Origin of the sequence: Sinomonas albida (assembly GCF_004919045.1) — a bacterium.
Classification (GTDB): domain Bacteria; phylum Actinomycetota; class Actinomycetes; order Actinomycetales; family Micrococcaceae; genus Sinomonas; species Sinomonas albida.
The window spans coordinates 60,563-80,431 of record NZ_SWDW01000002.1; the positions used below are offsets into that span (position 1 = coordinate 60,563).

16 protein-coding genes are annotated in these 19,869 nt (G+C 71.0%); 5 read left to right on the plus strand and 11 right to left on the minus strand.

The genetic code is table 11. The features are described 5' to 3' along the window. Positions 1 to 17: 17 nt before the first annotated feature. The gene (locus E6A26_RS02190) at positions 18 to 1,613 is read right to left on the minus strand and encodes an aminopeptidase P family protein (protein WP_136609560.1); all 1,596 of its coding nucleotides are present in this window, start codon (positions 1,611 to 1,613) and stop codon (positions 18 to 20) included. A gap of 66 nt (positions 1,614 to 1,679) precedes the next feature. Between E6A26_RS02190 and E6A26_RS02195 the strand changes: the two genes are divergently transcribed. Next, on the plus strand, positions 1,680 to 2,528 hold the full coding sequence (locus E6A26_RS02195; protein WP_136609561.1) for a PHP domain-containing protein: 849 nt from the start codon (positions 1,680 to 1,682) through the stop codon (positions 2,526 to 2,528). Positions 2,529 to 2,580: 52 nt separating this feature from the next. Here E6A26_RS02195 and E6A26_RS02200 read toward each other — a convergent pair whose 3' ends face one another. The 6 genes from E6A26_RS02200 to thiE all read right to left on the minus strand — a co-directional run bounded on the left by E6A26_RS02200 (position 2,581) and on the right by thiE (position 13,030). Then, positions 2,581 to 3,474 carry a DNA-methyltransferase gene (locus tag E6A26_RS02200; protein WP_136609562.1) on the minus strand — a complete coding sequence of 298 codons (894 nt, stop codon included), beginning with the start codon at positions 3,472 to 3,474 and terminating at the stop codon, positions 2,581 to 2,583. 14 nt (positions 3,475 to 3,488) lie between these two features. Further along, complete coding sequence (locus E6A26_RS02205; protein ID WP_136609563.1) at positions 3,489 to 5,306, minus strand: DEAD/DEAH box helicase; 1,818 nt, start codon at positions 5,304 to 5,306, stop codon at positions 3,489 to 3,491. A 381-nt stretch (positions 5,307 to 5,687) separates the two neighbouring features. Then, positions 5,688 to 9,542, minus strand: a complete 3,855-nt coding sequence (locus tag E6A26_RS02210; RefSeq protein WP_168928651.1) for a beta-propeller fold lactonase family protein — start codon at positions 9,540 to 9,542, stop codon at positions 5,688 to 5,690. A gap of 304 nt (positions 9,543 to 9,846) precedes the next feature. Then, positions 9,847 to 11,400 (minus strand): RNB domain-containing ribonuclease, encoded by a 1,554-nt coding sequence (locus E6A26_RS02215; RefSeq protein ID WP_407695351.1) that lies wholly within the window; start codon positions 11,398 to 11,400, stop codon positions 9,847 to 9,849. A 74-nt stretch (positions 11,401 to 11,474) separates the two neighbouring features. After that, positions 11,475 to 12,317: a prephenate dehydratase gene (locus E6A26_RS02220; protein WP_136609566.1), complete on the minus strand. Its 843-nt coding sequence runs from the start codon at positions 12,315 to 12,317 to the stop codon at positions 11,475 to 11,477. Further along, entirely contained in the window at positions 12,314 to 13,030 is a 717-nt protein-coding gene (gene thiE, locus E6A26_RS02225) for a thiamine phosphate synthase (RefSeq protein ID WP_136609567.1), read from the minus strand. Before thiE ends, E6A26_RS02220 begins: the two co-directional genes overlap by 4 nt. Positions 13,031 to 13,174: 144 nt before the next feature. On the opposite strand from thiE, the gene thiO reads away from it, so the two are divergent. Genes thiO through E6A26_RS02240 form a run of 3 tightly spaced genes read left to right on the plus strand, consistent with a single transcriptional unit; the run spans position 13,175 to position 15,547 of the window. Next, positions 13,175 to 14,467 carry a glycine oxidase ThiO gene (thiO, locus tag E6A26_RS02230; RefSeq protein WP_136609568.1) on the plus strand — a complete coding sequence of 431 codons (1,293 nt, stop codon included), beginning with the start codon at positions 13,175 to 13,177 and terminating at the stop codon, positions 14,465 to 14,467. Next, complete coding sequence (gene thiS / locus E6A26_RS02235) at positions 14,464 to 14,718, plus strand: sulfur carrier protein ThiS (protein ID WP_136609569.1); 255 nt, start codon at positions 14,464 to 14,466, stop codon at positions 14,716 to 14,718. Before thiO ends, thiS begins: the two co-directional genes overlap by 4 nt. A gap of 1 nt (position 14,719) precedes the next feature. Beyond that, on the plus strand, positions 14,720 to 15,547 hold the full coding sequence (locus E6A26_RS02240; RefSeq protein WP_136609570.1) for a thiazole synthase: 828 nt from the start codon (positions 14,720 to 14,722) through the stop codon (positions 15,545 to 15,547). Between the two features lie 101 nt (positions 15,548 to 15,648). Here the strand turns inward: E6A26_RS02240 and E6A26_RS02245 are convergent, their stop codons facing one another. The 3 genes from E6A26_RS02245 to E6A26_RS02255 all read right to left on the minus strand — a co-directional run bounded on the left by E6A26_RS02245 (position 15,649) and on the right by E6A26_RS02255 (position 16,990). Continuing rightward, positions 15,649 to 15,960 carry a hypothetical protein gene (locus tag E6A26_RS02245; protein WP_136609571.1) on the minus strand — a complete coding sequence of 104 codons (312 nt, stop codon included), beginning with the start codon at positions 15,958 to 15,960 and terminating at the stop codon, positions 15,649 to 15,651. A 10-nt stretch (positions 15,961 to 15,970) separates the two neighbouring features. Next, a complete protein-coding gene (locus tag E6A26_RS02250) occupies positions 15,971 to 16,195 on the minus strand; it encodes a DUF3107 domain-containing protein (protein WP_136609572.1) in 225 nt (74 codons plus the stop codon). A gap of 171 nt (positions 16,196 to 16,366) precedes the next feature. After that, positions 16,367 to 16,990: a TetR/AcrR family transcriptional regulator gene (locus E6A26_RS02255; protein WP_234864917.1), complete on the minus strand. Its 624-nt coding sequence runs from the start codon at positions 16,988 to 16,990 to the stop codon at positions 16,367 to 16,369. Positions 16,991 to 17,099: 109 nt separating this feature from the next. On the opposite strand from E6A26_RS02255, the gene moeB reads away from it, so the two are divergent. Continuing rightward, on the plus strand, positions 17,100 to 18,287 hold the full coding sequence (gene moeB / locus E6A26_RS02260) for a molybdopterin-synthase adenylyltransferase MoeB (protein WP_136609574.1): 1,188 nt from the start codon (positions 17,100 to 17,102) through the stop codon (positions 18,285 to 18,287). Positions 18,288 to 18,401: 114 nt separating this feature from the next. Here the strand turns inward: moeB and E6A26_RS02265 are convergent, their stop codons facing one another. After that, entirely contained in the window at positions 18,402 to 19,760 is a 1,359-nt protein-coding gene (locus E6A26_RS02265; protein ID WP_136609575.1) for a glutamyl-tRNA reductase, read from the minus strand. Between the last annotated feature and the right edge of the window lie 109 nt (positions 19,761 to 19,869).

Here is a 19,869-nt window from a genome sequence, read left to right on the forward strand (position 1 = left end):
AGGCATCCTCCCGCGCGTCAGCCCTTGATCAGCCGCGCCATCCACGCCTCGACGTCGTCCGACGTGCGGGGAAGCGCCGCGCTGAGGTTGACCGGGCCGTTCTCGGTCATGAGGATGTCGTCCTCGATGCGGACGCCGATGCCGCGGTATTCCTCGGGCACGGCGAGGTCTTCGGCCTTGAAGTACAGGCCGGGCTCGATCGTGAAGACCATGCCGGGCGACAGCTCTCCGTCGAGGTAGAGCTCGGCGCGGGCCTGCGCGCAGTCGTGGACGTCGAGGCCCAGGTGGTGACTCGTGCCATGCGGCATCCAGCGACGGTGCTGCTGGCCCTCGGGTGCGAGCGCCTCGGCCGCGCTCACCGGGAGCAGGCCCCATTCCTCGAGGCGGGCTGCGAGGACCTCCATCGCGGCCGCGTGGATCGCGCGGAACTTCACGCCGGGCTTGGCCACCGCGAAGGCCGCGTCCGCGGCGTCGAGCACGGCCTGGTACACGCGGCGCTGGACCTCGCTGAACTGGCCCGTCACCGGGACCGTGCGCGTCACGTCCGCCGTGTAGAGGGATTCGGCTTCGACGCCGGCGTCGACCAGCAGGAGGTCGCCCTCGAGGATCGGGCCGTTGTTCGTGGTCCAGTGCAGCGTCGTCGCGTTGTTGCCGCCTGCCGCGATCGTGTCGTAGCCGAGGTCGTTGCCCTCCTCGCGGGCCTTCGCGTAGAACGCGGTCTCGACGACGCGCTCGCCCCGCTCATGCGCCACAGCGCGCGGGATCGCGCGGACGATCGCCTCGAAGCCCTCCACCGTCGCGGCGACGGCGGCCTTGAGCTGCTCGACCTCCCACTCGTCCTTCTCGAGGCGAAGCTCGGAGAGGGCCTCCTTGAGCTGGTCGTCGAGCGCGTCGAGCTCGCTCAGGTCCAGGTTCTCCGGATCCTGCGCCGTGTTGAAGCGCGCGGTGTCGATGAGGGCGTCGAGGTTCTCGTCGACCTTGCGGACCAGACGGACGGAGATGCCGCCGATCTCAGGGGCGCCGACGCCCTTCGTGAGCGCGAGCTCGAGCTGGTCGAGGTGGGCGGTCGCGATGGCGAGGCGGGCGTTCAGCTCGGTGAGGGTGGGGCGGCGTCCCACCCAGAACTCTCCGGTGTGCGCGTTCGCGTAGAACTGCTCGGTGTCGCGGCCCGCGAGCGGGCGGAAGTACAGCGTCGCGCTGTGGTGCCCGCCGCCGTCGCCCTTGCCCTCTTCGACCGGCTCGAGGACCAGGACGGCGTCGGGCTCGTGGTCGACTCCGAGCCCCGTGAGGTGGGCGAAAGCCGAGTGCGGCCGGAAGCGGTAGTTGGTGTCGTTCGAGCGGACCTTGGGCGGTCCCGCCGGGATGACGAGGCGCTCGCCCGGGAAACGGTCGGAGATGGCCCGGCGGCGGCGCGCCGCGTGCTCGGCGACGGCGTCGAGCGGCGGAAGTGCCTGGTCGGCGGGCGACCACTGCGAGGCCATGAAGCGCTTGAATGCGTCGGAGCTGGGCCGCTGCGATCGGTTGTCGACGCGGTCCTCGAGCGGTTGGGTGGACTGCTGCGCGGGGGAATTGCCGGGCTCGTGGCCGGGCGCGGATTCGGTGGCATTCACCATGCCATTCTTCCATCGGGCCGCGCGAAGTCCAGCCCTCGCGGGCGCGGGGGCGGTTATCGTGGTCGCGTGAGGATTGATCTGCACGCCCACTCGAGTGTCTCCGACGGCACCGACGCACCGGCGGCCCTCGTCGCGGCCGCGCTTGAGGCGGGCCTCGACGCCGTGGCCATCACCGACCACGATTCGACGGGCGGATGGGCAGAAGCCTCGGCGGCCGCACGCGAGCTGGGAATCATGCTGGTCCCGGGCATGGAGGTCTCATGCCGGACGCCCGAGGGGATCAGCGTGCACGTGCTCAGCTACCTGCACGATCCGCTGCACCGCGGGCTTTTCGAGGAGATCTCGAAGTCGAAGGATGCGCGCCTGAGCCGCGCCGAGCACATGGTCTCGCTCCTCGCCGAGGATTACCCGCTCTCGTGGGATGACGTCACGCACCACGTCGCACCCGGGGCCACGGTGGGCCGCCCGCACATTGCCGACGCGCTCGTGGCCGCCGGAATCGTCGGCGACCGTTCGGAGGCGTTCGCGACGATGCTGTCCTCGCGGTCGCGGTACTTCGTCCAGCACTACGCGCCTGAGCCAGCACTCGCCGTCGAACTGGTCCGCGCGGCCGGCGGGGTCCCCGTCTTCGCGCATCCGGTCGCGGAGTCACGGGGTCGCACGGTCGGCGAGGCCACCTATCACGACATGATCGATGCGGGGCTCGGCGGCCTCGAGGTCTTCCACCGGGACAACCCCGAGGCGCGGCGGCCCTTCCTCCTCGCGCTCGCGGAGCGGCACGGCCTCTTGCTCACCGGCGCATCCGACTACCACGGGGCCGGCAAGCCCAACCGCCTCGGGGAGAACACGACCGCGCCCGAGGTGCTCGCGGAGATCGAGCGGCAGGCGAGCGGCACCGCCGTCGTCCGCTCCTAGGCGCCCGCTCCTAGGCGTCCGTTCTTAGGCGCCCGTTCCTAGGCGTCCGCGCTCAGGCGTCCGTCCTCAAGCCTCCGGCGCTGGCCTCCGGGACACGCAGGACCGCAGCGCCCGGGAGCCGGTGCGCCATGACCTCGACCGCCTGCGGATTCGTGTCCACGCACACGAAGCGGCGGCCGAGCGCGTGCGCGGCCGCCCCGAGCGTCCCCGAGCCGGCGAAGAAGTCCAGGACCCAGTCGCCGGGGCGCGAGCTCGCGGCGACCATGCGGCGCACGAGGCCGAGCGGCTTCTGCGTCGGGTAGCCCGTCTTCTCCCGCCCGGTGGGGGAGACGATCGTGTGCCACCACACGTCCGTGGGGAGCTTGCCGAGCTCGCGCTTCTCGGGCGTCACGAGGCCCGGCGCCATGTACGGCTCGCGGTCCACCTCGGCGCTGTCGAAGTGGTACTTCTCGGGATCCTTGACGTAGACGAGGATCGTGTCGTGCTTCGTGGGCCAGCGCCTGCGCGTGCGCGCGCCGAAGTCGTAGGCCCACACGATCTCGTTGAGGAAGCACTCCCGCCCGAAGATCATGTCGAGCATGACCTTCGCGTAGTGCACCTCGCGGTAGTCGAGATGCAGGTAGAGCGTCCCGTCCTCCGCGAGGACGCGCCACGCCTCGAGCAGCCGGGGCTCGAGGAACGACCAGTAGTCGCCGAACGCGTCGTCGTAGCGGTGCAGCGCACCCTTGATCGTCTCGTACCGCTGGCCGCCGAAGCCCACCCGGTCCCCGCCGTCGCTGCGGACCATGGTCATCGACTGGCGCCGCTGCGCGCGCCCCGTGTTGAACGGCGGGTCGATGTAGACCATGGTGAACGCGCCGTCCGGAAGCGACGGCAGGAAGTCGGCATTGTCCGCTTCGACGACGAGGTCCGGGCCGTCCGGACGCCAGACCCCGGGGGCCCCCAACGTGCGCTCCGCGCCTACTCGGCCTGCGTGCGGCTGACGACCTCGCCCTCGACGCGGCGGGTCCGCGAACGACGACGGCGGGCGGCCAGCACGCCGCGGTCCACGCCTTCCTCCGTGTCCCCCTGGAGGAACACGGCCGCGGCCTGGGCCGCGGGCCCCTGCTCGGCCTCGGCGGCCGGGGCCGCCTTCTTCGAGGACCCACGACGACGGCGGCCCTCGCCGGCCGTCTCAGAGCGGGCCTGGCGGTCGGACCGGCCGCGGCCGTGCCCGTGCTTGCCCTCGCCCTCGGCGCGATCCGGCTTCGCGGCCTCGCTCTCGCGGGTCTCGGACGTCTCTGCCTTCGGAGCCCTGCGCTCGCGCGGCTGCTCTCCACCACGGGTGCGCTCGCGCGGCTGCTCGCCGCCGCGGGTGCGCTCGCGGCCCTTGCCGCCGCGCCGACGCGGCTTCGAGGCTGCGGGTCCGCCGAGATCCTCGAGGGTTTCGGCCTCGACGCCCTCGAGCACACGCTTGTGGCGCGGCAGGCGGCCCTTCGTGCCCTCAGGGATGTCCAGGTCGGTGAAGAGGTGCGGGGACGACGAGTACGTCTCGACCGGATCCGGAACGTCGAGTCCGAGCGCCTTGTTGATGAGCGTCCAACGGGGCACGTCCTCCCAGTCCACGAACGTCACGGCCGTGCCCTTGTTGCCGGCGCGGCCCGTGCGGCCCACGCGGTGGAGGTAGGCCTTCTCATCCTCGGGGCACTGGAAGTTGATGACGTGCGTGACGTCCTCGACGTCGATGCCGCGCGCCGCGACGTCGGTCGCGACGAGGACGTCCACCTTGTTGTTGCGGAAGGCGCGGAGCGCCTGCTCGCGCGCGCCCTGGCCGAGGTCGCCGTGGAGGGCGGCCGCGGCGAAGCCGCGGTCCACGAGCTCCTCCGAGAGCTTCGCCGCCGTGCGCTTCGTCTTCGTGAAGATGATGGTCCGTCCGCGCCCCTCGGACTGGAGGATGCGGGCCACGACCTCGTCCTTGTCGAGTTGGTGCGCGCGGTAGATGACCTGGCGGATGTCCTTCTTCGTGATCGAGTCGTCGTCCGGCTCCGACGCCCGAATGTGCGTTGGCCGGCTCATGTACCGGCGGGCCATCGCGACGACGGGACCAGGCATGGTCGCGGAGAAGAGGAGCGTCTGGCGGATCGAGGGGACGGCGCCGAGGAGGGTCTCCACGTCGGGCAGGAAGCCGAGATCGAGCATCTCGTCTGCCTCGTCGAGCACGACGACCCGGACATTCTTGAGGTTCAGGTGACGCTGGCGGTGCAGGTCGATGAGGCGTCCGGGGGTTCCGACAACGACCTCGACGCCGCGCTGCAGCGCCTCGATCTGCGGCTCGTACGCGCGGCCGCCGTAGATGACCTCGGTGCGCAGGTTCGTGCGCTTGCTCGCCGTCTGGAGATCCCGCGAGACCTGGACCGCGAGCTCGCGGGTCGGGACGACGATGAGCGCCTGCGGAGCCCCGGGGACGGGCAGCTTCGCGTAGTCCGGGTGATCCTGCGGGATCGCGCGCTGGAGCGTCGGAATGCCGAAGCCGAGCGTCTTGCCGGTTCCGGTCTTCGCCTGGCCGATGATGTCGTGGCCGCCGAGGGCCACGCCGAGCGTCATCGACTGGATCGGGAACGGGTGGAGGATCCCCGCGTCGGCGAGCGACTGGGCGATCTCCGGGATCACGCCGTAGTCGCTGAAGGTCTTCTGGGCCTCCTGGCGCACGGGCGCGTCGTTCGTGATGGTCTCCTGGGTCTCGAGCGTCTCTTCGCCCGAGTCATCCAGGAGGAGTTCCTGGGTATGCAATTCGTTCAAAAGGGTTGTGTCCCTCTCCATCTGGGCCAGAGCATGCCGCTCTACAGACGTCCGCTGGGAGGATCGGTGCCTCGCCGTCGCGCGGTACATCCGGAGCAGCCGCACAGGAGCCGTCCAGTGGAAGCCGATCGCGGGCTATCAGGGCGCCAGCGCGGAGCCGGCAGATGAAAAAAGATCGCGTGAGATACGACCGGGCATCCAATAACGAGACCAGAATATCGCGAACGCCTGAAATACCGGCAATCGAGACGTGCGACACGCGGCGGTCGCGGGGTACGCCAAGGGCCTCCCGGCCGCAGTGCAGCGGTCGGGAGGCCCCTGGCGGGAGGGCACGCGAGGCGACGGAGCGCGCCGTCGTCCGCGTGTCCCGGGCTGGCCTGTCTAGCCGTCGGCGTCCGTCTCCCCAGCGCTGAAGAGCGCGTGCTGGCTCGCGGGCGGCTCGCTGTCCTGGCCCTTGATGGCCTTCCAGATCTCGCGGTCGAGGCTGCCCGCGTCCGCCTGGTCCGGCGCGCCGGTCAGCTCGGAGTCCTTCAGCGCGAGGGAACGGCTCACGGCGGGGGTGAGGCTCGGGCTGGCCACGGCCGGGCTTGTCGGGCTCGTGCTCGTGGTCTGTGAGCTCGCGGGCGAACCCGGGGCTGCCGCCGCGACCGCGGTCCCGACCGGTGCCGCATACGCGGACGAGATCGGGTACTGGCCCACACCGATCGGCGTGCCGGCCACGCCGGTCGCCGTGGCGATCGGGATCAGCTGGCCGGTTCCTGCGGACGTGGCGTAGACGGTCGCGTCATCGGCCCCGAGGGCCACCGACGTGAGGTTCTGCCCCGCGGTCCACGGTGCCTTCGCCGTCTCGGTGGCGACGTCGATCGGCGTGATCGTGTTCGCGCCGGTGTCCGCAACGTACAGGGTCGAACCGTTGTGGGAGAGCACGAGGTTGAACGGCGTCTGTCCCGCCGGGACAGGCTTGCGGCCCGTCGCGGTGCCGAGGTCGATCGGCGTGACGTCGTTCGAGCCCATGTTCGAGACGAAGGCGGTCTTGCCGTCGCCCGTGATGGCTACGCCGAATGGCTGCTGGCCCGCCGCGACCGTTGCCTTGACGGCCTTCGACGCCGTGTCCACGAGCGCCACGCTGTTGGCGTTCTTGTTCGCCACCACGAGGGTCGCGCCGTCGGGGGTGAGGCCGAGGTTCTCAGGGCCTGCGCCCACATGGACCTCGGCGCCGACGGCGCCGCTCGCGATGTCGACGGGTTGGACCGCGCCGTCACCGTAGTCAGCGACCCAGAGCGTCTTGCTGTCCGGGCTCACGGCGAGCCCTGCGGGCACCCTTCCGGTCGAGATCGTGGCCGTCACGGCGTCGGACGCCACGTCGATCACGCTCACCGTGTCGGCGTTCTGATTCGCCACGAACGCCTTGGTGTGGTCGGGGCTCGTCACGACGGTGCCCGGCGAGGCGCCAACGGGAATCGACGCGAGCGGCTTGCCCGTGGAGAGGTCGACGGCGGACACGGTCCCGCTCGTGAAGTTCGCCACGAACGCCTGCGGGATCGTTGCGACGCGCGGGTCCGGGATGACCCCGGCGATCGTGGCCTTCTGGGTTCCGGTCAGCCGGCCGTCGATCGGGTAGGCGGCGCTCACGGTGAACAGCTGCTGACCCGGAGCCGCGTTGGCGGGGACGCCGACGGTCCAGGAGACCTCGGCGCTCGCGCCCGGCGCGAGTGTTCCGAGGCGCTGCGTTGCGGACGGCGAGACGGTCCAGCCGTCGGGCGCCGAGAGTTGGGCCTGGGCGCCGTCGACCGCGCTCTTTCCGGTGTTCGTGACCTTGCCCGTGACGGTGGCCTGCGAGCCCGGCTTGAGGATCGTGCTCGGCATGGACGCAGTCACGGATGGGGCGGCCACCGCGTTGTAGGGGTTCGTGTTCGCCTTGTTTCCGAACGAGTAGATCATCGGCAGGGCGGCCGCATCGTACTGGGACATCGGGTTCACGCCGAGGAACAGCTCCATGGTGCGGAGCATCGAGACCTGGCTGTAGAGGTGCGAATCGACCGAGCCGGTCTGCGTGTACGGGCTGATGACGAGGCCGGTGGTCCGGTGTGCGTCGACGTGATCGACGCCGCTCTGCGAATCGTCCTCGACCACGAAGATCGCGGTGTCCTTCCAGAACTGCGAATGCGAGACCTCGTCGACGATCTTGCCCAGCGCCAGGTCATTGTCCGCGACGAGCTGCGCGGCCGTGCTGCCGCCAGCCGTGTGGTCGCGGGGCAGGTCGATGAACTGCATGCTGGGCAGGCTGCCGGCGGTCTTGTACTGCTGGAACTCCTTGTCCCAGAGGTCGAAGCGGTGCTGGTCGCTCACGCCCATGTCGAACCACGGATATTCGTGGTCGGTGTTGGCGTCCAGGAGCGGATCGTGCGCGCAGAACGAGCCCGAGGCGCACTTCACGGGCTCCTGGGCGCCGACCCACGACGACGGAACCACGAACTGCCCGTAGTTGCGGAACGGGATCTTGCTCTGAGCGAGCTTGTCCCAGAGATACGCGTGCGCGGGATCGGGCCCGGCCGCCGCGACGTCCGGGTGGTACCCCTCGGAGTCGTACTGCGAGCCGTTGCCCGCATAGCCCTGGGCCGTGGCCGTCTCGTTGTACGGGTTCGAGCTGGCCTGGGTGGCCCACTGCCAGCCGTTCTGGCTCACTTCGCCGTCCGAGTACAGGTTGTCCAGCGTGACGAACTGGTCGGCAAGCTTGTGGTGGTTCGGCGTGATGTCCTTGCCGAAGACAGTGAGCGACGGATCGCCATTGCCCTTGCCCAGGTCGCCGAAGACCTGATCGTAGGTCCTGTTCTCCTTCACGACGTAGATGACGTGCTTGATGGGCGAATCCTCGCCCGGCTGGCGGGGGACGATCGTCTTTGCGTCCTCGCCGCCCTGCTGGTTTCCTCCGTCGCCGCCCTGGTTTCCGCCCTCGCCGGCCTTGTCGAAGCCGTTGTTGGTGCGGACCTGCTTCGTGTACTTGGCAAGCTCGTCCTCAGACGGCGTCTTGACCACCGAGACGTAGCCCTTGAGCTGGCGTTCGATGTACTGGCTGCTGCCGGGCGTCGACCCCTTGTTCGGTCCCGTGCCGAGGCCCTTCGCGCTCGTGATGAGGAGTGACTTGCCGTCCTTCGTCGGCTGGACGCCCGTCGGGTACCAACCCGTGGGGATGAGGCCCTTGACCCGGCCGAAGTCGTCGCGGCCGGACACGTCCACGACGGAGACGTCGTTGTTGCCGCCCGCGGTCACATAGAGCGTGCCAGCGTCCGGCGAGAGCGCGAGGTTGTTCGGCTGAGTCCCGCCGGGTGCCCCCTGGTACGGGGCGAGGGAGACGGTGGCGGTCACGGCCTTCGTGGTGGGATCGAGGACGGAGACCGTGTCGCTGTCGCCGTTCGAGACGAAGATCCGGTGCTTGGTGCGGTCCACGAGGAGTGCGTTTGGGTGGGACCCGACGGTGATGCTCGGCCCCGGCGTCACGGTGAGGCCGTCCACCGCGAACGTCGAGACCGTGTTCCCGCCCTGGTTGCTCACGTAGGCGGTATGGCCGTCTTCCGAGAGGGCGACCCCGTACGGATAGTCGCCGGTCGCTGCCTTCGCGGTCTGGCCTGACGCGACGTCAACCGCGATGAGCGTGCGCGAGAGCTGTCCCGCGGTGTAGACCGTCTTGCCGTCCGGCGAGACGGCCACCATCTGTGGATAGGTTCCGGAGGGCAGCTTGAGCGCGCGGTTGACGGAGACCTTCTTCGCGGCTGAGTCCCAGTCGAGAACGAGGATCGAGTTCTTGTTCGCGGTTGCGAGGTACACGTGCTTGCCGTCGGGGCTGAACACGAGGCCCGGGGCAACGCCCTGCGGAACGTTGGTGTTGGACGTGTCGAGTTCCAGCTCCTGCACGACGTCGCCGTCGGAGGCCTCGAGGACTTGGACCGTCTGCTTGCCGTTCGCGTTGCGCACGATGTTCGGCACGAGCAGTGCCGAACCGTCGGGGGAGAGGACGGCGTTGGACGGGAAGTATCCAGCGCTCACCTGGGTTCCGGCGGGGGTCACGGCCCACCCCGCGGGCGTCACGGCCGTGCCGTCGCCCTGTGGGCCGGCGTGCTGGAGGAAGGCGACGCCGGCCACGGCGGAGGCGGCGCCGACGGCGAGGCAGGCGGCGGTGGCGATGGCCGCGACCGGCCGTCTCCACCTTGGGGATCTGGATTGATTGGTGCTGTCCACTTCTGGGGTCCTCACATTGGGAAAGGCGGCGCCGGAAACGTCCTGTTCCTCGGCGTGGATGACTGCGCCGACGATCCCCCCAACGGCCGGGCTCCGGCCGGGTCGGCGAGCGCACCTCGACTCTGCCTCGTGCGGACCCGTGCGCTCAACGCCAAAAGGGCAGTTGTATATACAGTTCACGCAATCTTTGCCACAGAAAACCGCCGTTTACCTGAGGTTTGTCCGTCAGCTCGGCAGGGTGGAGGCGCCGAGCGAAAAGTTGTATATTCAGCCGATCAGCCGACGTCAACGGTCCGGCGGCCGCCTACGCCTTCTCGAACAGGACGAGGCGCTTCTGGATGTCCGCCTTCACGAGCCGCACGCGGATGGCGGTCCCGGACTCCATCTCGCCCTCGCACCGGGCGGTCACCGGAGGGTCGGCGAGCTGCACGGTACCGAACGGCCGGCCGGCGCCGAGCGGGCGCCCGCCGTTCTGCGAGCTCGCGATGCGATCCAGCGGCTGGGCCGGGCGGCCGTTGGCGCTCGGCAGGGGTTCGCCCGCAGCGGGCTTGGACCCCGAGACGACGATCGCGTCGAATTCCTGCCCGACACTGTTCACGAGCAGCGCCGCCTCGACGAGGTCGAGCGATGCCCGTTCGACCTGCGCCGCGATGCGGTCCGAGGCCGCCATGAGGCCCGGCAGCGCGGGGAGGGCCGCGCGCAGCCAAGGCGGGACGGCGCCGTCGTTCGCGAGCGCCTCGCATAGCACGAGGACGAAGCGGTCCACGAGCCGGCGCAGCGGCGCGGTCGTGTGCGCATAGGGCGCCGCGATCGCGGCCTGGAGCGGATTGTCGGGGAGTTCGCCGTCGAACGGCGTGTAGGCGGCGCCGCGGAACAGCGCCGCGGCTGCGTGGAGGATCGCGAGCTGGCGCGGCTCGGACGCGTCGAGCGAGCGGAGGTATTCGCCGTACGGCACCGCGCCGTCCCATGGACGGCCGAGCGCCTGCGTCTGGCGCCGGAAGTGCCGGAGCGACTTCTCGTCCGGCGCCGGCATGGTCCGGAGGATCCCGATGCCGCCGTCCATCATGAGCTTCGCCGCCGCCATCCCCGTCATGAGCGAGATCTGGGCGTTCCAGTCCTCGACGGGCCGCTGCGCCGCCGCCTCGATGCGGTAGCCGCCGTCGTCCGTCGGCACGATTTCCTGCTCGGGGAGGTTGAGGCTCGCCCCGCCCCGCGCCCGCTCCAGCGCGACCCGCTTGAGCCCCACCTCCCGGAGCAGCATCAGGGGCTCGACGGCGGTGCCCGCGTCGATCTGCGCCTGTACCTCGGCGTAGTTGAGCTTGGCGCGGCTGCGGACTCGCGCGCGTTCGAGGGCGACGGCGGTGACCTCGCCCCCCGCGTCGAGGCGGAAGTCCCACACGAAGGCGCCCCTGACGGAGTCCGCGAGGAGGCTCCCGGCGTCGTCCGTGATGTCGCGGGGGTGAAGCGGCACCTTCTCGTCAGCGGCGTAGATGGTCTGGCCGCGTCGGCGAGTCTCTGCGTCGAGCTCGCCGTCCGGGCGGACGAACGCGGGCACGTCCGCGATCGCGTACCGGACCCGATAGCCGTCCGCGGCGCGTTCGAGATGCAGGGCCTGGTCGAGGTCGGTCGACGCCGGCGGGTCGATCGTGACGAACGCGATGTGGGTCTGGTCAGCCTCGGGGAGCTGGTGGGCCGCGATGGCCGCCTCGGCGTCCGCGAGCGCGGCGGCGGGGTACTCGGACGCGAGCTGGAACTCCTCGCGCAGGGCCGCGAACGCGGCGCCGAGCGCCGCGTCGCCGGACTCCGCCTGTGCGGTCGCGACGTGGGGAGCCTTCGCCGAGAAGTGAGAGTGGCCCACGAGCGCCAGCCTAGACCTGCCCGCCGACATCGCACAGCGGCCCCTGCCCCGGGGCCCTTGGGGTGCCTCCGGCCCTACTGTTCCTGACCTAGCCGTCGCGGGTGCGCGGGGAAGACACCGAGGATGCGCAGCTCGGTCGAGAAGAACGTGAGCTCCTCGAGCGCCCTCGCGAGGGGCGGCTCGTCGGGGTGCCCCTCGACGTCGACCATGAACATCGTCGCGGCGAACTTGCCGTCCACCATGTAGCTCTCGAGCCGCGTCATGTTGACGCCGTTCGTCGCGAAGCCGCCCAGCGCCTTGTACAGCGCGGCGGGGATGTTCCGCACGCGGAACACGAAGCTCGTCACGAACGGCTCGCCGCCCGCCTCGGGGAACGGCCGCGGGGGAGCCAGGATCACGAAGCGCGTCGTGTTGTGCTGGTGGTCCTCGATGTCTGAGGCCAGGATCTCGAGGCCGTAGCGCTCCGCGGCGAGCGGAGGCGCGATGGAGAGCTTGGCGGGGTCGCCCCACTCGGCGACCTCGCGCGCCGAGCCCGCCGTGTCGCCGGCGACGATCGGGGTGAGGCCGTGCGCGCGGATGAACCCGCGGCACTGCGCGAGCGCGTGCACGTGGCTGTGGACCTCGCGGGCGCCGTCGATTGTGGCGCCGGGCACCCCCATGAGGCTGAACCGGATCCGCAGGAAGTGCTCGCCGATGATCTGGAGCGACGTGGTGGGCAGCAGGAGGTGGATGTCCGCCACGCGGCCCGCGACCGTGTTGTCGATCGGGATCATCGCGTAGTCGGCCTCGCCCCCGTCCACGGCGGCGAACGCGTCCTCGAACGTCGCGCACGGGAGCGCGTCGGCGCCCGGGAACGCCTCGAGCGCGGCCATGTGCGAGTTGGCGCCGGGCTCGCCCTGATACGCGACGACGGTCATGCGAGCGGCGCGCCCGCGGGGGCGAGCTCGGGGAGCTGGGCGCGGAGGCGCGCGGCGGCGTCGGCGGGATCGTCGGCTTCCGTGATGGCGCGGACGACGACGACCCGGCTCGCCCCGGCGTCGACCACTTGGCCCACGTTGCCGTGGTCGATTCCGCCGATCGCGAACCACGGGAGCGCAGCCTCGCCCGCGGCAACCGACTCGGCCGTGCGCCGCGCCGCGTACTCGACGAGGCCGAGGCCGACGGCGGTCCGCCCCGGCTTTGTCGGGGTGGCCCACAGCGGGCCCGTGCAGAAGTACGAAAGGCTTGCGCCGCCGTCGTGCGCCCCGGTCATCGCGCCGCGCCCGGCCGCGGCGAGCGCGGCGTCGACCTGCTCGGGCGCGTGGGTCGAGAGCCCGACGGCCACGGAGGCCCCGAGGACGCGGCGCACGGCCGCGAGGGGGAGGTCCTTCTGGCCCACGTGGAACACGGGCGCCCCGGACAGGAGCGCGATGTCGGCGCGGTCGTTCACTGCCCACTGCTTCCCGTGCCGCTCGGCGGACTCGCGCAGCACCGTGAGCAGCTCGAGCTCCTCCGCCGCCTCGATCTGCTTGTCGCGAAGCTGGATGATGTCGACGCCGCCCGAGAACGCCGCGTCGACGAAGGACGCGAAGTCGCCGCGGCCGTGCCGGGCGTCGGTGCACACGTAAAGCTGGGCGTCGAGCAGTTGCATGGGAACTAGACTAGACCTCACGAACTGCGGGAGCCCGCGTGTGACAGCCGCCGCGGCGGTGTGCAGGAGCCGGGCTGAGAGGGCCAGAGCCGACCGTAATCACCTGATCCGGGTTGTGCCGGCGTAGGGAAGGACGACGATTTCATGGACGGACACGAGGCCGCGAGGCGCGTCGACGTCGCCGTGATCGGCGCGGGGGTCGTGGGTCTCGGGATCGCGTGGGAGGTCGCGCGCTCGGGCCGCAGCGTCGCCGTCGTCGATCCCGCTCCGGGCAGCGGGGCCAGCTTCGCGGCCGCCGGGATGCTCGCCGCCGTGAGCGAGTACCACTACCAGGAGGAGGACCTCCTCGGCCTCATGCTGGCCTCGGCACGGCGGTGGGCCGAGTTCGCCGAACCCCTGGGCGCTCAGGCCGGCTACCAGCGCACCCCCACCCTGTGCGTCGCCGCGGACGCCGCGGACCGCCGAGCCCTCGCCGACCTGCGCGCCGTCCAGGAGGCCCACGGCCTCGACGTGCGCGCGCTCGGCGTGCGCAAGGCGCGGTCACTCGAGCCCCTGCTCGCCCCGGGGATCTCCGGTGCCTTCGAGATCACGGCCGACCATCAGGTGGACCCCCGCCGGCTCGTCGCCGCGGTCCTCGACCGGCTCGGGCCGGACGCCGTGATCCGGGAGCGGGCGGAGGGGCTCGTGTGGGCGGACGACGCCCAGCCCGCGCGGGTGACCGGGGTCCGCCTCGCGGACGGCCGCGAGCTCGCGGCGGGGGAAACGATCGTGGCGAATGGCCTCGGCGCTCGCGAGCTCGCGGGCCTGCCGGTTCAGCTTCCCCTGCGGCCTGTCTACGGCGACATCCTCCGGCTGCGCGTGCCCCCACCGCTCCGCCCGCTCGTGACGGCGACCGTCCGGGGCCTCGTGCGGGGCAAGCCCGTGTACGTGGTGCCACGCGAGGACGGGACCGTAGTCATCGGCGCGACTCAGCGCGAGGACGGCTCTGACGCCGTGTCCGCGGGCGGCGTCTACGAGCTCCTGCGGGACGCCCAGGCCCTCGTGCCCGCCGTCGCGGAGCTCGAGCTGTACGAGACCACTGCGCGCGCCCGCCCCGGGACCCCGGACAACGCGCCGCTGCTGGGGAGGGTCGCCGCGCGCTTCGCCGCCGGGGCGCGGGCCGGGGTCCCGGCCGGGGGCAGGGACGAAGGCACCGTCCGCGGCGCGGACGACGGCGGGGGGCCGCCGGACGCCGCGGGGCTGGGACATATCCCGGGGCTCATCGTGGCCACGGGCTTCTTCCGCCACGGCGTCCTCCTGACGCCGGCCGCCGCGAAGATCTGCGTCGAACTGCTCGACGGCGGCACCGAGGAGCGCTGGAACGCGTTCCGTCCGGACCGATTCGCCCACGAGCGGGGTCGCCTCGACCAGGCTGCCGCTCCGAGGAGGACTGCATGAACACCACGACCACGATCGCCGTGACCATCAACGGCGAGGGCCGGCAGCTCGATGCCGGCGCAACCGTTCTCGACCTCGTCGCGGCCGCCACCGGCCGTGAGATCGGGCCGGACGGCCGGCCGGCGGACGGCGGGCGCCTCGGCGTCGCCGTCGCCCTCAATTCGGAGGTGGTGCCCCGCGTGCGCTGGGCCGCCACCCCGCTCGCGGCGGGGGACGCCGTCGAGCTCGTCACAGCCATGCAAGGAGGCTGACATGGGAATCCAGCCAGAAACCCGCACCGGAGGCGCCCTGAGCGAGCCGCTGCTCGCCGCGGACCCCTTCACCGTGGACGGCGTCGCGTTCGGCTCGCGCCTCATCATGGGCACGGGCGGGGCGCCGAGCCTCGACGGGCTCGGCGAGGCGCTCGAGGCCTCCGGCACGGAGCTCACGACTGTCGCGATGCGGCGCTTCTCCCCGGCCGAGCAGGGCTCACTGTTCGAGTTGCTCGTGGAGAAGGGGATCCGGGTCCTGCCGAACACGGCCGGGTGCTTCACGGCCCGCGACGCGGTCCTGACCGCCGAGCTCGCCCGCGAGGCGCTCGAGACGGACTGGGTCAAGCTCGAAGTCATCGCGGACGAGACGACGCTCCTTCCCGATCCGATCGAGCTCGCGGACGCGACGGAGCAGCTCGTGGACCGCGGCTTCAAGGTCTTCGCCTACACGAACGACGATCCCGTGCTGGCGCGCCGGCTCGAGCAGCTCGGCGCGGTCGCGGTCATGCCGCTCGGCGCGCCCATCGGCACGGGCCTCGGAATCCTCAACCCGCACAACATCGAGCTCATCGTGGCCCGGGCCGAGGTGCCCGTGGTGCTTGACGCCGGGATCGGCACGGCTTCCGACGCCGCCCTCGCGATGGAGCTCGGCTGCGACGCCGTGCTGCTCGCGACCGCCGTGACCCGCGCCCAGGACCCCGTGCGCATGGCCGCCGCGTTCCGGCACGCCGTCGCGGCGGGTCGTCTCGCTGCTCAGGCGGGAAGGATTCCGCGGCGCGAGCACGCCCTCGCGTCAAGCCCCATGGAGGGGCGCGCCCAGTTCCTCTGACGCGGTTCGCCGCCCAGGCAGCTCGCCTATGGCTGCAGACGGCGCGACGCTCAGGGCCGCAGCCCTGAGCGTCGCGCTGGATGGGAATCCGAGGGTGCCGCTCAGCCCTTGAGCACGCGGGTGAGGTCGGCGATGTCGCGCTTCTCCCGGCGTCGTTCGACGAGCTTCGTGACGACGAACGAGACGGCGACGCCAAGCACCATGGGGACGATCCACGGCATCCACGTGAGCCCGGTCAGATAGCCCGTGCCCGCGGCGATGAGCACGATCCACGCGAAGCACCCGACCACGACGCCCAGCGCCACGGGCAGCATGATGCCGTACTTCCCGTGCCGACGGTCGGCCGCCCAGAGCGCGAAGCCGAGACCGGCCGTCACGATGATGTCGATGACCAGCGACCAGACTGTGTCCATCCTCGCCTCGTCAGAGTGCGCCGAAGCCCACGCGGCGCTGCTCCTGCGCGCCGAGCTCCACGTAGCCGAGCACGCCGGCGGGCACGATGACCTGCCGGCCCTTCTCGTCCTCGAGGCGGAGCTCCTTCTGGCCGGAGATGGCCTCGGCGACGAGCTTGACGATTTCGTCGGCGTCCTGCGAGGACTCGAGCACGATCTCGCGGCCAACGTTCTGGATGCCGATCTTGATTTCCACGTGGGTCTCCCTTTGCTGCCTCGAACGAAGAATGACGCAGCCCGCCGCGCTCAGGCGGCGAGTCCGCTCTATGTGTACCTTAGGCCCCTTTGCCTGCTGAGGCCTCTTTCGGGGCCCAGACCCCTCTGTCGCCCTCAGGGCCTTTCGCTGCCCTCAGGGCCCTTCGCGGGCTCAGGCCTCTTTGGGGAATCGCGAGATTCCCCGCCACGCCAGACGCGAGACGAGGTCGCTCGCGGCGTCGATGGGCAGGTCGCCTGAGGTCTCGAGCCAGTACCGGGCGCTCACCTGGGCCATGCCGGCCAGCCCGCGGCCCAGCAGCTGGGCCTCGACCATGGGAAGTTTCGTGTCCGTGGCGATGACGCGCGCGATGGCCTCGGCGAAGCCCTTGTTGAACGTCTCGAGCCTGGACGCGACATCGGGATCATTCACGAGGTCGGACTCGAAGACGAGGCGGTGCGCCTTGTCGTCCTTCGCGATGAACTCGTAGTAGGCCCGCATGACGGCGCGCACGCGTTCGCGGTTGTCCGTCGTCGAGCCGAGCGCGGTCTTCATGAGGTCGGAGAGCGTCGCGAGATGGCTGTCGAGGAGGGCCAGGTAGAGATCGCGCTTCGACGGGAAGTGCTGGTAGAGGACCGGCTTCGAGACCTGCGCGGTCTCGGCGATATCGTCCATGGCCGCGCCGTGGTAGCCGTTGGCCGCGAAGACCTCGAGGGCGGCGTTGAGCAGCTGTGCCCTGCGTTCGTCCCGGGGAAGGCGCGGAGACCTCACTGCCCCCACGCGAGGTTCGGTGCCCACTGCTCCACCTTTCTCCCGCGTTCGCCCCACTCGGCGAGCGGTACCTTTTACTTTACCCGCGAGTCATATGGCGGGAGCATTCACAACGCGCCGGGCATAGGCTGGATTCATGTCCCCGACAATCCAGCAGACCACGCTTCCGCCCCTCGTCGAGGCGGGCGAACCGCTGACGCCGGAGGAAGTGCAGCGCTACTCGCGGCATGTCATCATTCCCGAGATCGGCGACCTCGGTCAGAGGCGGCTCAAGAACGCGAAGGTCCTCGTGATCGGCGCGGGCGGGCTGGGCTCGCCGGCCCTCCTGTACCTCGCGGCGGCGGGCGTCGGAACCCTCGGCGTCGTCGACGACGACGCCGTCGAGCTGAGCAACCTCCAGCGCCAGGTCATCCATGGGGTGTCCGATGTGGGCCGGCCGAAGGCGCACTCCGCGCGGGACGCTGTCCGCGAGCTCAATCCGCTCGTCGACGTGCGGCTCCACGAGGTCTATCTGGACGCCGGAAACGCGCTCGAGATCTTCGCGGACTACGACCTCATCCTCGACGGCACCGACAACTTCGCGACGCGATACCTCGTGAACGACGCCGCCGCGATCCTCGGCAAGCCGTACGTGTGGGGCTCGATCTTCCGCTTCGACGGCCAGGTGAGCGTGTTCTGGGAGAAGCACGGGCCCACGTACCGCGACCTGTACCCCGAGGCACCGCCCGCCGGTTCGGTGCCGTCGTGTGGCGAGGGCGGGGTCTACGGCATGCTGTGCGCGACGATCGGCGCGTCGATGGTGACGGAGGCAGTGAAGCTCATCACCGGCGTCGGCCGCACCCTCCTCGGACGGGTGCAGCTGTACGACGCACTCAGCGCGACGTGGCGCGAGCTCAAGGTGTCCAAGGACCCCGAGGCCGAGCCCATCACGGAGCTCATGGACTACGAGGCGTTCTGCGGCGTCGCGCCGGCCCCGGCACCGACCGGCGGCCGCACCGTCACCGCTGTCCAGCTCGCCCAGATGCTGCGCGAGCGCGACGCGGGGCTCACGGATTTCGAGCTCATCGATGTCCGCGAGCCCGGCGAATATGCCATGGTGAGCATCCCGGGCGCCCGCCTCATTCCTCAGGGACGCCTGCTCTCGGGGGAGGCATGGGACGAGGTGCCCCGAGACAAGGACGTCGTGTTCCACTGCAAGGTCGGCGGCCGCTCGGCGAACGTGCTGGCCGCGGCGGAGGCGGCGGGCTTCACGGCCGTACGGCACCTCGAGGGCGGCGTCCTCGCCTGGGTGCGGGACGTCGAGCCGGACAAGCCGACGTACTGAGGAGGCCCGCCAGATGGGCTGGCTCGCCGGCGGACGACGGCGGGCTGGCTCGCTGGAGGGTTGGCGGACGACGGCGGGCTGGCTCGCTGGAGCCTGGTCAGCCTGGGATCCGGGTCAGCCGGCGCGCGAGTGGTCCACGGGGCAGTCCTCCGGGCCCGCGGGATCCTGGGGGGCCGGTTCGGCGGATTCGCCGTCGCCCAGCGTCTCCGCCACGACGGACGGGAGCTCGATGCTGATGCCGTACAGCGCGTCGAGCGCGGCGAGGTATTCGGCCTCGCGCCCCTGGGCTGCGAGCTCGCGAGCGCGGACGGTGGGCGTGTGGAGGAGCTGCTTGACCATGCGCCGCATCGCGAACTCGACCTCTTCGGCCGCGGCCGTGCAGCCGTGCCGCGCGCGGACCTTCTCGATCTCGGTGTCGAGCACCGCCATCGTGTGGCGCCGCAGCGCGACGATCGCGGCGTCCGCCTGGCGGGCCTGGCGCTGCGACTCGAAGTCCATCGCGGCCGCGTCGACGATACGGCTCGCCTCGGCGAGGGCCTCGGCCTGCTCCTGCGGGGCCGCGAGGCGCACAGACTCGAGCGTCACGAGCTCCACGCCGTCGAGCGAGCCGACCGCGGGGTCGAAGTCGTGGGTGAGCGCGAGGTCGATCACGATGAGCTGCTGGGGCGAGTCGGAACGGATCGCCGCGAGCTCGACCGCCTCCATCGCATTCGTGGAGCCGCTGCAGCCGATGAGGACGTCGGCGTGGGCGATCGCCCCGGGGAGCTGCTCGGGCGTGAGCGCCGCGCCGCCGCGTGCCGCCGCGAACTCCTCGGCGCGCCCCGACGACGAGTAGACGTCGACGTGCGTGCAGCCGCGCTCGCGGAGCAGGGCCATCGTGGCGCCTGCGTACGCCCCGGTGCCGAAGAGGACGGCGCGCTTGGCCGACCAGTCGGGGTTCTCCGCGAGGTCGGTGGCGAGATCGAGGGCGACGGAGACGATCGAGAGGCCGCGACCGCCGAGCGCGGTCTGCGTCCCGACGTCCTTTGCGGTGCGTGATGCCGCCTGGAACAGGCGCACGAGCGAGGGGCTCGCGGTGCCGTCCTCCTGCGCGGAGATGAGCGCGCGGCGCACCTGCCCGGCGATCTCGCGCTCGCCGACCACCGCGGAGTCAAGGCCAGAGCTCACCGCGAAGAGGTGCCGCGCGACGTCCGCGCCCTCGTGGGTGCGGAACGCTTCCGAGACAGTGTGCTCGGGGAGGCCACTGCGGTGGCTGATCTCGGCGACCATCGTCGACCGGGCGGCCTCGAAGTCCTCGGGGGCCGGAGCCTCGGCATAGATCTCGTACCGATTGCAGGTCGAGAGCACCACGGCGCCCCTCAGCGCGGGAGAGGTGGTGGCGGTCGAGGCCACGGCGGCAGCGCCGTTGCTCAAGAGCGCAACGGTTTCCAGATTCAGATCGGCGTGTGTCGCCACCATCGAGAAAACAACCACAGCCCGACCATCATAGCTTTTCGATCCGCTGTAGAACACGCAGACTTGCGCAGGCCCGGGAACTTGGCTATGTGACAGTCTGTCAGCATCGGCCCTTGCCCCCTCTGAG

What these genes read in the sequence shown, in the direction of transcription:
- E6A26_RS02190 (WP_136609560.1), bottom strand. Translation starts at nt 1,613, where the DNA reads ATGGTGAATGCCACCGAATCCGCGCCCGGCCACGAGCCCGGCAATTCC.
- E6A26_RS02220 (WP_136609566.1), bottom strand. Translation starts at nt 12,317, where the DNA reads ATGACCGTCGTCGCGTATCAGGGCGAGCCCGGCGCCAACTCGCACATG.
- thiE (WP_136609567.1), bottom strand. Translation starts at nt 13,030, where the DNA reads ATGCAACTGCTCGACGCCCAGCTTTACGTGTGCACCGACGCCCGGCAC.
- thiO (WP_136609568.1), top strand. Translation starts at nt 13,175, where the DNA reads ATGGACGGACACGAGGCCGCGAGGCGCGTCGACGTCGCCGTGATCGGC.
- thiS (WP_136609569.1), top strand. Translation starts at nt 14,464, where the DNA reads ATGAACACCACGACCACGATCGCCGTGACCATCAACGGCGAGGGCCGG.
- E6A26_RS02240 (WP_136609570.1), top strand. Translation starts at nt 14,720, where the DNA reads ATGGGAATCCAGCCAGAAACCCGCACCGGAGGCGCCCTGAGCGAGCCG.
- E6A26_RS02245 (WP_136609571.1), bottom strand. Translation starts at nt 15,960, where the DNA reads ATGGACACAGTCTGGTCGCTGGTCATCGACATCATCGTGACGGCCGGT.
- moeB (WP_136609574.1), top strand. Translation starts at nt 17,100, where the DNA reads ATGTCCCCGACAATCCAGCAGACCACGCTTCCGCCCCTCGTCGAGGCG.